The 13117-nt window shown below is 28.4% G+C and carries 14 protein-coding genes; all 14 read right to left on the bottom strand.

Annotation, left to right across the window (positions count from 1 at the left end):
* Complete coding sequence (locus RSF37_RS10675; RefSeq protein ID WP_332564382.1) at positions 1–1020, bottom strand: glycosyltransferase family 2 protein; 1020 nt, start codon at positions 1018–1020, stop codon at positions 1–3.
* Positions 1021–1036: 16 nt separating this feature from the next.
* Positions 1037–2227 carry a glycosyltransferase gene (locus RSF37_RS10670; RefSeq protein ID WP_332564381.1) on the bottom strand — a complete coding sequence of 397 codons (1191 nt, stop codon included), beginning with the start codon at positions 2225–2227 and terminating at the stop codon, positions 1037–1039.
* A 10-nt stretch (positions 2228–2237) separates the two neighbouring features.
* On the bottom strand, positions 2238–2960 hold the full coding sequence (locus RSF37_RS10665) for a glycosyltransferase family 32 protein (protein WP_332564380.1): 723 nt from the start codon (positions 2958–2960) through the stop codon (positions 2238–2240).
* Positions 2961–2970: 10 nt separating this feature from the next.
* The gene (locus tag RSF37_RS10660) at positions 2971–4044 is read right to left on the bottom strand and encodes an EpsG family protein (protein ID WP_332564379.1); all 1074 of its coding nucleotides are present in this window, start codon (positions 4042–4044) and stop codon (positions 2971–2973) included.
* 30 nt (positions 4045–4074) lie between these two features.
* Entirely contained in the window at positions 4075–4977 is a 903-nt protein-coding gene (locus tag RSF37_RS10655; protein WP_332564378.1) for a glycosyltransferase family 2 protein, read from the bottom strand.
* Positions 4959–5531 carry a serine O-acetyltransferase gene (locus tag RSF37_RS10650; RefSeq protein ID WP_332564377.1) on the bottom strand — a complete coding sequence of 191 codons (573 nt, stop codon included), beginning with the start codon at positions 5529–5531 and terminating at the stop codon, positions 4959–4961. Before RSF37_RS10650 ends, RSF37_RS10655 begins: the two co-directional genes overlap by 19 nt.
* A gap of 14 nt (positions 5532–5545) precedes the next feature.
* The gene (locus tag RSF37_RS10645) at positions 5546–6643 is read right to left on the bottom strand and encodes a glycosyltransferase family 4 protein (protein WP_332564376.1); all 1098 of its coding nucleotides are present in this window, start codon (positions 6641–6643) and stop codon (positions 5546–5548) included.
* On the bottom strand, positions 6609–7781 hold the full coding sequence (locus tag RSF37_RS10640) for a glycosyltransferase family 4 protein (protein WP_332564375.1): 1173 nt from the start codon (positions 7779–7781) through the stop codon (positions 6609–6611). Before RSF37_RS10640 ends, RSF37_RS10645 begins: the two co-directional genes overlap by 35 nt.
* The gene (locus RSF37_RS10635) at positions 7747–8412 is read right to left on the bottom strand and encodes an acetyltransferase (RefSeq protein WP_332564374.1); all 666 of its coding nucleotides are present in this window, start codon (positions 8410–8412) and stop codon (positions 7747–7749) included. The genes RSF37_RS10640 and RSF37_RS10635 overlap by 35 nt, the downstream gene beginning before the upstream one ends.
* 9 nt (positions 8413–8421) lie before the next feature.
* On the bottom strand, positions 8422–9105 hold the full coding sequence (locus RSF37_RS10630; protein WP_332564373.1) for a CpsD/CapB family tyrosine-protein kinase: 684 nt from the start codon (positions 9103–9105) through the stop codon (positions 8422–8424).
* Positions 9106–9123: 18 nt separating this feature from the next.
* Positions 9124–9810 carry a YveK family protein gene (locus RSF37_RS10625; RefSeq protein WP_332564372.1) on the bottom strand — a complete coding sequence of 229 codons (687 nt, stop codon included), beginning with the start codon at positions 9808–9810 and terminating at the stop codon, positions 9124–9126.
* Between the two features lie 15 nt (positions 9811–9825).
* Positions 9826–10425, bottom strand: a complete 600-nt coding sequence (locus RSF37_RS10620; protein ID WP_332564371.1) for a sugar transferase — start codon at positions 10423–10425, stop codon at positions 9826–9828.
* 10 nt (positions 10426–10435) lie between these two features.
* Positions 10436–11542 (bottom strand): DegT/DnrJ/EryC1/StrS family aminotransferase, encoded by a 1107-nt coding sequence (locus tag RSF37_RS10615; protein ID WP_442878719.1) that lies wholly within the window; start codon positions 11540–11542, stop codon positions 10436–10438.
* A 57-nt stretch (positions 11543–11599) separates the two neighbouring features.
* Positions 11600–13117: polysaccharide biosynthesis protein (locus RSF37_RS10610; protein WP_332564369.1), on the bottom strand; the 1518-nt coding region annotated here is incomplete at its 5' end.

The raw sequence follows: 13117 nt of genomic DNA, 5'->3' as shown, positions 1-13117 counted from the left end.
CTATTCTCCATAAACCTTATTTTTTGCACTTCTAAGTACCGTATAACCTAATGAAAAAATTACAATCCGTCTATACCCCTTTTTCTTCATCCTTGTTATTAAATATCTATCAATGGCATTTCTGCTTTTGAATTTATAAATTTTGCTACATACATACTCTTCTTCTATAATCTTTTTAATCTTTTCTTTACTTTTTTTCATTCCAATTTTTAATACATCATTTCCGCCATTTATTATTAAAGCCTTTATCATTCCATAAATTCTTTCTACTATTAATTCATCTATTAAACTTTTATTTATAAATATTTTTTCTAACCAATATTCTATTTTCTTTGAAACATTTATATTATTAACTAAATAATTTATATTTATATTTTTTGTAATGCTAGACTCATTTTCCCTATTATAGTAATATAAACATTCCTTAATTGCCCTGAAAGAATTAGCATAATAACAATATTCAAGATTGAATAATAAATCCTCACACATAAATATATTTGAATCCATCTTTATATTATTTGTATAAATAATATCTCGTCTAAAAATCTTTCCCCATAGAGTTCCACCTATTCCTTTACAAACATAAGTTGAAAATATATCTTTAGCTATTTCTTCTTCATGAAAATAAAACTCATTGAATTGTTGAGTCCCTCTATTAGTAATCTCATTATATCCACAGGCAACTATATCACAGTTACATTCAAGTATCTTTTTCAAAAGTAATTCAATGTATTTTTTATCTATATAATCATCTGCATCAAGAAATACTATATACTCACCACTACATTTACTTATTCCATTATTTCTAGCTTCTGATGGCCCTGTATTTCTTTGATTTATCAACTTAATCCTACTGTCTGTCTTAACATATTCACTTATTAAAGTGCTACTTTTATCTTTTGAGCCATCATTAACTAATATTATCTCAATGTTATTATATGTTTGTTCTAACACACTATCTAAACATCTATTTATATATTTCTCACAATTAAATACAGGAATTACAACAGATACTAACATTATTAATACTCACTTTCTAAAATAGATTATATAAATTCTCTAACTGCTCAGTGTTTCCAAAATTAGTTTTTTTGCAAAATCTTGATAATTCAAATCTAAGATTATGATCCTTATATAGTTTTTCTACTCCATCTGCTATTCCATCTGGGCCTTTCTCAGTAATAAATCCATCTATCCCCTGCTTCACTTGACTTTTCGCTGTTGAATAATTAGTTATAAGTACCGGTTTTCCTAGTATTTGTGCCTCTCCAACAGTAACCGCTTTACCTTCATAACGAGATGGTTGTACATATAAATCGCAAGCTTTCATATAAGGATAAGGATTAGTTCTTTTTCCAATTAAAATAAAACTATTTTCTAATCCATACTCACTTATAAGTTCTCTTATAATGTTCTCTTCTCCACCGTATCCTACAACATACCACTTAATATTGGTCATTCCCCTCTCATGTAGTATTTTAAGTGCTCTTACTCCGTCGTCGATACCTTTTGCATAAGAAAATCGTCCAACAGATACTAATTTAAATCCACGTTCATTTCTTAAATCGTCATCAACTTCTTCTTTAGACATATTTTCAATAAACTTAGGTGAAGTTATATTTTCTACTACTTGTACTTTCTTCATAAGTCCTGGATATTTTTTTAAAAATGAGTTCTTACACTCTTCTGAAACTGCGCATATATTATCGTACTTATTCCATATTTTCAAATCTTCATTTATGTCTGTTTCAATAACCGAATAATCTGTATGTATCCATGCTATTTTCTTTTTTGCTTTTACTTTTTCTGCAACGAAATGATGGGGCCAAAGATAACTTATAGCTACATCATAATTACTATCTAACGCAGGCAAATACTTAATAGTATATTTCCACATATATTGCATCTGTACATATCCAATATCATTGTATTTGCCTATTAACTTTAGTCTATTTGACTCAACTTTTGCTAATACCCTGCCAGTCCCAATTCTTACTAATTTTTCTTTAAATATTTGGGCTATACTTTGCCTGAATGTCTTATACTTTTCATTTTCGCTTAATAGATTCGCTTTATCCGATAACATGTTAAAAAAATCTCCTGAATGACTATATAGCATTAAATCTACTTTATTATTACTATAATCAAACTCTGATAGCATATTTATTAAACTTCGCTCAACTCCACCGATTTCCATATCATAAGAAGCTATTAATACTTTTCTCAATTTCAATTACCTACCTTTGCAGTAAATTTCGCAATCTAGCTATATTATCTCCACCTATAATTTTTGATAAAATAACTTTTATTCTACTTTTAACTCTAGTACCAAATGGCAACCAACTCTTATAAAAATAGTGAATTGCATACGTATTTTCACTCTTTTTATATCTACAATTTATATAGTCATAAGGTGAAAAATATGTTTGAGGATAAAAAACTCCAATTTCTTTTATCTTTTGAAGCTCTCCATTTGTTTCTAATCCGTATTTTTTTAGCATTTCAGTTACTATATAAACATTAGTACTCATATCAAAAGTTCCATCTTCTTGTTTAAATCCCTTACATTCATACGAGTCTAAAAATTCTTTTATTAATTTGTTTTTAGCTGCCGCACCTATTGTGCTTGTTGCTACATAATTTTTTTCTTCAAATCCCCAAAAAGATTCATTATCTAATAAGTCATCAAAGCTTTTATATACTTCAACATCAGTATCTAAATATATTCCACCATATTCATATAGTACATATGCTCTAACATAATCACTTACAAATGCATACTTCTTAGCTCTATATGCTTCTTGTACGAACTTATTTGTTTTTATATCGAAATTTCTTTCATTCCATTCTATTATTTCGTAATCATTCAATACAACCTTCCAATTTTCAATACATTTTTTTACTATTTGTGGTTTTTCTCCATTCCCAAACCAACAATAATGAATAACTTTAGGTATCATAAATCAAACCTCACTTATAAAATATAGTTCTAAAATTCAAATAATCACTTTTATACTTCATTCCTAATCCCAATACTTGTTCCCTATAAAAAAATATAAAGTAACATATTAAAAATCCAACATATATAAGTCTTCTTTCTTTTCCTTTAAAACAATTTTTTATAATATAAGGAAGTAGTATAAAATTATATAGCTGAAAATATAAACTAAACCTGTTGAAGATCCAGTTCCACATTCCAAAGGCAACAAATATAAGATTTAATAATGCCATGTTTACAAATATATTACTCTCTGGCCACTTTTCCTTAAGTCTATCCCTTTTTATAAAAGCTAATATTAATGGAACACTATTAACTACTGTTCTCATAGCACTTGAACCACCCTCTTGAAATGAAGAATAATGTCCATATTGTGTCCCTTCTATAGTTTTAAAAAGAATTTCACTAAATACATCATAAAAAACTACACCTACACAAGCTAAAATTATTAATTTAATAACATTTTTAGACCACGCCTCTTGCCTTACAATGAAGTAGACAGGTATCATTATTAATGCAGATCCATGTATAGTTGAAATAATTAATATACAAATTAAGTATTTTTTAAATTTACCTTCAACTAAATACTTATTAAATACAAATAACAATGCAGCTGCTAAACACTGCCTCATACCATTCATAGTTACTATATAATATCCAGAAGTTATGTACATATATAGTTCTAACTCTAAATAACTTCTATATTTGTAAAAAACTTTAACATTTAATATATGCATTATTATTGCTGTAACAATTACAAGTGTTTGAGGGTTTGTTGATATTTGTATCAATAATAAATTTAATAATGTGAATCCAGCATCACCATCAAAGTTTGCTGTACTTGGGTCATTAACCATTAATTCATAGCTGTGCATATACATTCCAGTATCACCAATTCCTCTTTGTAATCCACCAACTATAATTAATATTAGAGTCGCAAATACTGCAAAAATACATGCTAACTTCTTAAGTTTTTTTGAATCCATACATCTACTCATAAAAGATAGTATATATGTTCCTAAAATAGTGCCATAAAACACTCCCATTGTAGCACCCTCCTTATTTCAATATATAAACTACTTAATAGATGTCTTTTTAATAATATAAGCATTTAATAAATACCCTATTGGGAATGCTAAAATTATCATTAATTTGTATGGAACCTCTTTGAATATTTTTTTATCTTTAATCATTAATGCACTTGAAACATAATGTATGCACTCCTTAAACTTATATATAGTTGATGCATTCTTATTTTTCAAATTTTCTAATCTATAAAAACACCACCCCTTAGGATTGTTCCTATATTGTTTAAGCATATTTCTTGATGAACCATCTTCCATATATTCAACTACACAAAAAAATTCATTTACAACTGCTAGTTTATAATCTTCATCAATTTTATTGTACTTGTAAGCAAGTCCAACATACTTTTCTCCTTGGAATTCAGGATACTTATACTTTTTAGTTAATTCAGTTCTATAAACTAATTTTTTATCTCCTCTTACTTTATACTTATTGTATATATCAAATAATGTAGCTTCTTTCACATCAATAGGTAATTTCGTTCCAACTACTTCACCTGATTCATACATATCAAGTCCGATAATTCCTGCAATATTATCTTTTTCACTTTTATTCCATGCCTTTAATATTTTGTCTACTGCATCACTTGGCATATAATCATCTGAGTCTATACAAACATTTATTTCTGTATCTATATTTTCATAAGCTGTATTATGTGCTGTATGCATACCTCCATTTTCTTTATATATATAATTAATTTGAAAGTCACAATCCATCTTCCACTTTTCTACTATTTCTTTAGTGCTATCTGTAGACCCATCATCTATTATTAACCATTTAAAGTTTTTATTGTTTTGTTTTTTTAAACTCTCATAACATTTATTCAATATATAAGCCCTGTTATAAGTTGGCGTAAATACTGTTAAAATTGGTTCTATATTTTCACTTCCCATGTTATATATCCTTTCGTAGCTTGATTATTTTCCTTTATAACCCCTGGATTTCCAATAACTACTGAATTATCCGGAACATCAAAATTTACAAATGCTCCTGGTGCTATTAATACATTATTTCCTATTTTTATTTTACCTACTAAAGTTGCATTTGCTCCAATCCATACGCAATTACCTATACTAGGTACTCCTTTTCTACTCCCTCTATTTTCTTGACCAATAGTAACTCCAGAGGTAATTGAAAAGTTACTTCCTATTTTTGCTTTTGGATTTATAATTATTGCACCTCTATGTCCTATATAAAAACCATATCCAATTTGAGCACTATTTGATATTTCAAACCCATACTTAATATTGCACCTATAAAGTAATATTCTATAAAAAACATATCTAAGCCTATTTTTATTTCTGTGATAATTACACTTCCTATGATAAAATATAAACTTAAAGCTTGGACTTAAAAGGAGATTTTTTATCATCAATTTCTTATCTATATTTCCTTCTAATCTATATAAATCTGATTGTATTAATTCCTTTAGCTGATGTCTTTCCATAATCTATACCCTCATCATAATATTTCTGTATATTTATTTTCTAATTTTTTAATATATGATTCTATATCATAGTTTTTATTGACAAATTCACATGCAGATTTTCCTAATTTCACCCTTTCAATATCATTTTCTTTAATGCTAATAATTTGCTCAAAAAAACCTTTCAAATCATTAGGATTAACTAGAATCCCTGTATCATGATCTTTTATGACCTCACTTATACCACCGACATTCATAGATATAATTGCCTTTTTATATAACATCGCTTCTAATAACACCATAGGTAAACCTTCATATAAAGATGGAAGAAGAAATAAATCTATTATTGGATAAAATCTATATGGATTATCTTGAAAACCAGTTAAAATAAAAAACTCATTTAAGTTTAATTCGCATATTAGCTTCTTAACATCCTCCTCTTCGTCTCCACTACCAACTATTAAGACTACACAATCCTTAAGTTTAATTTTATTTTTTTCAAACTCATTAATAAATGGGATAATACCTTTTATATTACATATCCTACCAACAATTCCTAAAACAAATTTTTCTTTATCTATTTTAAATTCATGTTTAATGTTATTCTTATTAATTGTTATGATATCCTTTGTATCTATAGCATTTGATAGTATCATTGTATTTGCATCTTGAATATAATTAGTATTTTCATTGTAAAAATCATATACTATTGTTCCACAAGCTAGATTATAATCATATTTAGTTCTAAAATACGAATCTATTTTTTTATTAATTCCATTTTCTTTTATAAATGGATAACAGCTATGTATATGAGATATTATCTTCACATTCATACTATAAATTCTTTTAACTAAATATGCCTTAACTGATGCATTGTTATCATGTGCATGTATAATCTTTATATTATTTTCTTTAATTATTTTTTTAAGGCCATTAATGCATTGGAAAAATGCTTTATTCGAGAAATTCAAAGTATAGCTTTCTATATTATTTCGCTTAAATACTTCATTTAAACTTTCTCCTCCACAAACTACTATTGGTATGAAATTCTTCATATTTTTACACATAGTAAGTGCCATTTTTTCTGCTCCGCTTAATTTACTCATTGGTAACATGTGCAGACATTTCTCCATTAAATTTATCCTCCTCAGTTATACTTTTATAAATCTCAACTAGTTCATTATTTATTGTCTCAATATTATAGTTTGTTCTACAATTTTCTATTATTTTTCCATTTAGCTCTTCATTTAATCTTTTCTCTTTATATAGTTTTACTATATAGTCTGAAGTACCTTTATAGTCACCTGGCTGTACCAAATATCCTATTTCTTTATTATTAACTATATCCCTACAACCTCTTATATTTGTTGCAATTACTCTTTTGCCACATGCCATAAGTTCCATTATATTTCTTGGTAGTCCCTCTCTATATGATAAAAGTATTCCTATATCACTTATATTTATAAGATCATTTATATCTTCTCTATATCCTAATAACTTAATTTGACCTGTTAAATCTCTCACTTCTATTTCCCTTTTTAAGTCATTATAATTTTCTCCATCGCCAACACATATAACTTTAATATTTTTATACTTATCTTTTATTAATTCCATAGCTTTAATTAGTTGTATTTGATTCTTATTACTGTTAAATTCTGCAATCATTATAATAACGAAATTATCTTTCTCTAATCCCAGCTTTTTTCTTATAATTAAATTTTCTACTTCAGAAAGCTTTTTATATTTACTTAAATCTAAACCTACCCCATTCATTAGCCAGCAATTTCTAGGCTTTAATCTTTTCTTAGTTACATCATAATCTTCTCTATTTATATTTATAGTTAAATCAGTTAACTTTGCCATAAGCTTTTCAATTGGATAATATATAATCCATGAAAGTTTGGATGACCCTTTAAAAAAATGATATCCGTGAGCCGTATATATAGTTTTAATATTATTAAATTTCAATTTAACTAGTCTTCCATATATTGATGCTATAGGCGTATGGACATGAATAATATCGTAATTATTTTTCTTTTGTATATTTAGTAATTCTTTAAATGCTTTTAAATTACTATAACTAAGTGGATTGCGATTAAATGGAATTTCATAAATTTTAACGCCTCGCGTAATTATACTATCGTCAATTTCCTTATCTATTGAAGTTGCACAATCTACTAAATAGCCTTCATCTAAAAGAGTTTTTATATGTGGAACTAAAAAAGCATTTATTGTTCTACTTACAGTCGTTACATACAGTATCCTCTTCATTCTTCACCTCTCTACTCGGTACCCCTACATTTGTAGTTCCTTCTCTTATACGCCTTATAACTACAGCACCGGCACCAATAGTTGCACCATTTCCAACTTTACCATTTTGAATAATCGTGGCTCCAGAACCTATTAAAGCGCCTTCACCTATCACAACATATCCTGACACATTAACATTCCATAAAAGTGATGCATAATCTTTAATAACTGAATTATGACCTATACCGCACTTTGGACTAATAATTACCTGATCCCCAATTTTTATATTCGTTGTCATAATAACTCCAGGATATATAATAATTCCATTACCAACCTCAATGTTCCTATTTAGTTCAACATCAGGATGTATTATATTTTCAAATATAAAGTCATCACCTAAATACTCAACTATCCTTTTTTTATGCTTAAAACTTGTTATTCCAATAACTACTCTACTTCCTTTATATTTACTTTTTAATAATTCAATATCACCAAGTATCCTATAATCATTAATATATTTTCCATGGATATATTTATTATCATCAATAAATCCTACTATATTAAATGTTGGCTTCTTCTTATTAATTTCTTCAATAATCCAAGCCACCTCTCTTCCAACACCACCACTGCCAACAATAAAAATATCCTTCATGTTTTATACCTACTTTCTTCTTTTTTTCTTCTTTCTCTTATTGTTAGAATACTCATAATAATAAGCTTCTCTTCTATTTGTTGATGCTCCATTTAATACGGAGCCAAGAACATTAGCCTTAACTTTTTCAAGTTCCTTATACCCTTGAATTATAGAATCACTCTTTGTTTTCTCTGCTTTAATTACAAGAAGTGTTCCATCACATTTCCCAGCCAATATTTGACCATCAGTTACTGCTCTAACTGGTGGCGTATCAATTATTATATGATCATAAGTGCTTTTTAATAATTCAAGTAATTCCTCCATCATTCTTGAATTTACTACATCTGCTGGATTTGGAGGATTTTCACCAGATGTTAAAACATCTAGTCTTTCATCAACATTAATAATCGCATCTGAAAGTTTACATTTACCTACTAAACAATTAGTTAATCCTACTCCATTAGAAATTCCAAACTTTCTATGTAATGAAGGTTTCCTTAAGTCACAATCAATAATAATTACACGTTTTCCCCCTTGGGATAATACATAAGCTAAATTTCCAGCTACTGTCGATTTTCCTTCTCCAGCTTCTGAACTTGTTACTACTAAAGTTTTAATAGCTTTATCAATGGATGAATATTCTAAGCTAGTTCTTAAATTTCTATAACTCTCTGAAGAAACAGACCTTGGATCATTTTTTACAATAAACATTAACTCTCCTCCTTAAACTTATGTGCTTTTAGTAGTCTTTTCATTATCAAAAGGTAATTCTCCAAGTACTGGTACAGGTAATATTTTCTCTAGTTCACTTTTACTTTTTACAGTGTTATCTAAATAATCAATAACAAATATTAATCCTATACCAATTATCAATCCTGCTATTACTCCAACTGTAACTACTTTCTTCTTATTTGGTACAATTGGATATACTTTTACACCATCTAAAACTTTAGTATAAGTATTTGTTATAATTTCTCTTACACCTGTTGAAAATTCTGATGCTATTGTCTCTACAACCGTCTTAGCTATTTCAGGACTTGAGGATGTATAGCTTATATTAAGTATTGGTGTATTTTCCTCTGTCTTAAATGCAACCCCACCAACTAATTGTGCTGGATGCATCTTAAGTCCTGCTTTCTCTATAACTTTATTCATAAAATCATCTGTCTTAATAAGTTGAATATACGTACTTGTAAGTGCCGCATAAGAATTCAGTTCCCCTTGAGAATACTGTCCCTTTATCTCCTCTGACTTACCTGCAAATATTTTTATAGTTGCTGTGTATGATGTACTCATCCTAAAATGTGCATATATTCCTGCAACTCCTGCACATAATATTGTTGTTAAAATCAATATTTTATATCTTTTCTTAATTGCATATAATATTTCTTGAATTTCAAATGTTCTCTCTTCCATCGTTTCCCCCTGTATTTAGTTGGAGCCATTAAAGTACTCCATAGTTACTTGACCTTCACCACTTATTCCCTCTCTCTTTATAACTTTATAAATAGTCATAAAAAATATTTTAATATCTAATTTTAAATTCCAATTCTCTACATACCAAACATCTAATTTAAACTTTTCATTCCATGATACGTTATTTCTTCCATTGACTTGAGCCCATCCTGTAAGCCCTGGCATCGTATTATGCCTTTTAATTTGCTCACCATTATATAATGGTAAATACTCTTTAAGTAATGGTCTTGGTCCTATTAGACTCATTTCCCCTTTAAGAATATTTAAAAATTCAGGTAATTCATCTAAGCTTGTACTCCTAAGTATCGCTCCAAACTTTGTTAGTCTCTCACTATCTGGTAATAATTCACCATTACCATTTACAGCATCTCTCATTGTTCTAAATTTATACATCTTAAAAGTTGTATTAAATAATCCCACTCTCTCTTGTTTAAAAAGAACTGGGCTTCCTAGATTTATTTTTACTAAAAACCAAATTATAATAAAAACTGGTGATAGTATCGTAAGTACTATTATAGAAAATACTACATCAAACATTCTTTTTATAATTCTCATAAAATCACCTTTACTTAAATAATTTTTTTATTATATTAATTATCATCTCTATATCTTCCATACTTGTATTTGTATCTGATGGAAGGCATAATCCTCTATTGAAAATATCTCTACATACAGGCATTCCATTTTCAATATGTGTTACAAATTTATATTTTTTATAAAAAGGCTGTAATTGCATTGGTTTCCATATTGGCCTTGATTCGATATTATTTCCTTCAAGATGAACCATTAAATCTATTGGTCTTACTTTTGAACTTTGTTTTATAGTTAAAGCACTTAACCAATAATTTGGTCTACCATTTTCACTAATTGGCATCATCTCTATATCTTCTATATTTTTTAAACCTTCTTTATAAGCTGTATAAATTTCTTTTTTCTTTTTTATTCTCTCTTCTAAAACTTTAAGTTGACCTCTACCTATTCCTGCAAGTATATTGCTCATCCTATAGTTATAACCAAGTTCTTTATGCTCGTAATGTCTAGCACATTCCCTTGACTGAGTACTCCAAAACCTTATCTTCTCAATCATTTCCTCATTATCTGATACAATCATTCCTCCACCTGAAGTAGTTATTATTTTATTTCCGTTAAATGAATATATCCCATAATCACCAAAAGTACCTGTTTGCTTATTTTTATACTTTGCTCCTAAACTTTCTGCAGCATCCTCTATTATTTTGCAATTATAACTTTCACAAATTTCTCTTATACTATCCATATCAGCTGATTGACCATAAAGGTGAACTACAATTACTGCTTTAGGAATATTTAAATCTTTCTCACATTCTTTAAATGCTTTAAGTAATGCCTTCGGTGACATATTCCAAGTTTTACTTTCTGAATCAACAAATATAGGTTCTGCATTTTCATAAATTATTGGATTACAACTTGCTGCAAAAGTAAGGGCTGAACAGAGAACTCTATCTCCTTTTTTAATACCTATAGCTTTTAGTGCCATATGAATTGCTGCAGTTCCAGATGATAAAGCTGCCCCACACTTTACTCCAACATACTCTGAAATTTCTTTTTCAAAATTATTTACATTTGGACCAAGTGGTGCTATCCAATTAGTCTCAAAAGCTTCATTTATAAATTGTTTTTCAAAGCCTCCCATTTGGGGAGATGCTAATAATATTTTTTTCTTAATCAATATAAAATGCCCCCTTAATTGCTAACTTTCTACTGTTGCTGCAACTTCTTCTCCATCTTTTTCTTCTATATAAGTTGGAACTACTTCCTTTAATTTTTCTTTCAATTCCTCAGCACTTCCATTAAGTGCAACCATTAAAAGCTCTGCTATATTTCGCTTTACAGTTTTTATATTAAAATCACCAGGTTTCCCTATGAAAATTTTATCGTGTGCTGTTTCTTTAAGCCCTTCCTCTTCCATTAACAACTCTTCATAGAGCTTTTCCCCTGGTCTAAGTCCTGTAATTTCTATTTTTATTTCTTTATTTGGAGTATATCCAGACAGCTTAATTAATTTTTTTGCTAAATCATATATTTTTACTGGTTCTCCCATATCAAGAACAAATATTTCTCCACCCTTTGCATATGCACCTGCTTGAAGTACAAGCTGTGCTGCTTCTGGTATTAGCATAAAGTAACGTGTTATTTCTTTATGAGTTAAAGTTACTGGCCCACCATTTTTAATTTGATCTTTAAATAGTGGAATAACTGAACCATTACTTCCTAAAACATTTCCGAATCTCACTGCAACAAATTCGGTATCACTTACACTATTTATACCTTGTATTACCATTTCACAAATTCTCTTTGTTGCACCCATTACATTTGTTGGGTTAACTGCTTTATCTGTTGATATAAGAACAAATTTTTCTGAATTATATTTACTTGCTGTTTCGCAAACATTTAAAGTTCCCACTACATTGTTCTTAATCGCCTCTTCTGAATTTTCTTCCATTAGAGGAACATGCTTGTGCGCTGCTGCATGAAACACAACTTGAGGATGGTATTCTTCAAAGACTTTTTCAAGCCTAAATTTATCTCTAACAGATGCTATTACAACTTTTTTATTTAGTTTTTTAAATGTCCTACTTAACTCATTTTGCAGATCATAAACATTATTCTCATATATATCTAAAATCAATAAAAGTTTTGGTGAGAAGGATGCAATTTGCCTACACAATTCAGATCCAATAGATCCACCTCCACCTGTAACTAGAACAACTTTTCCATTTATATAATTTTTAACTTCTTTTTTATCAAGCATTACTTCTTCTCTTCCTAAAAGGTCTTTAAGATTAACATCTCTTAACTTAGTTAAATTAACTTTTCCATCCATAATTTCATATACACTTGGTATAATTTTTATTTTTACATTTGTTCTATTACATATTTCTAAAATCTCTTTTTTATCTTTTGCTGATATTCTAGCAATGGCAATTACTATCATATCTACTTCTTCTTGAGCTACAATTTTTTCAATATCATCTCTAGTACCAACTATTTTTATCCCTCTTAAACATGAACCGATTTTATTTTTATTATCATCAATAATTCCTATAGGCAATAATTTAGAATCTTTATTTAGAAACATTTCTTGTATAACAATATGTCCACAAGAACCTCCCCCAATAACTAATACCTTTTTCCTAGTATCACCACTTTTTATTTGACCATATATATATATTCTTCTATATATTCTGTAAGAAAGTCTCACTCCTAC

Source organism: Clostridium sp. (genome assembly GCF_036643715.1).
In the GTDB taxonomy this organism is placed as follows: Bacteria; Bacillota; Clostridia; order Clostridiales; family Clostridiaceae; genus Clostridium.
Note: the sequence above shows the minus strand (reverse complement) of the source record. Positions and strands in the feature narration are given on the sequence as shown.

Coding starts and splice junctions, on each gene's coding strand:
- RSF37_RS10675 (WP_332564382.1), bottom strand. CDS start 1,020: ATGTTAGTATCTGTTGTAATTCCTGTATTTAATTGTGAGAAATATATA.
- RSF37_RS10665 (WP_332564380.1), bottom strand. CDS start 2,960: ATGATACCTAAAGTTATTCATTATTGTTGGTTTGGGAATGGAGAAAAA.
- RSF37_RS10660 (WP_332564379.1), bottom strand. CDS start 4,044: ATGGGAGTGTTTTATGGCACTATTTTAGGAACATATATACTATCTTTT.
- RSF37_RS10655 (WP_332564378.1), bottom strand. CDS start 4,977: ATGGGAAGTGAAAATATAGAACCAATTTTAACAGTATTTACGCCAACT.
- RSF37_RS10650 (WP_332564377.1), bottom strand. CDS start 5,531: ATGGAAAGACATCAGCTAAAGGAATTAATACAATCAGATTTATATAGA.
- RSF37_RS10645 (WP_332564376.1), bottom strand. CDS start 6,643: ATGGAGAAATGTCTGCACATGTTACCAATGAGTAAATTAAGCGGAGCA.
- RSF37_RS10640 (WP_332564375.1), bottom strand. CDS start 7,781: ATGAAGAGGATACTGTATGTAACGACTGTAAGTAGAACAATAAATGCT.
- RSF37_RS10635 (WP_332564374.1), bottom strand. CDS start 8,412: ATGAAGGATATTTTTATTGTTGGCAGTGGTGGTGTTGGAAGAGAGGTG.
- RSF37_RS10630 (WP_332564373.1), bottom strand. CDS start 9,105: ATGTTTATTGTAAAAAATGATCCAAGGTCTGTTTCTTCAGAGAGTTAT.
- RSF37_RS10625 (WP_332564372.1), bottom strand. CDS start 9,810: ATGGAAGAGAGAACATTTGAAATTCAAGAAATATTATATGCAATTAAG.
- RSF37_RS10620 (WP_332564371.1), bottom strand. CDS start 10,425: ATGAGAATTATAAAAAGAATGTTTGATGTAGTATTTTCTATAATAGTA.
- RSF37_RS10615 (WP_442878719.1), bottom strand. CDS start 11,542: ATGGGAGGCTTTGAAAAACAATTTATAAATGAAGCTTTTGAGACTAAT.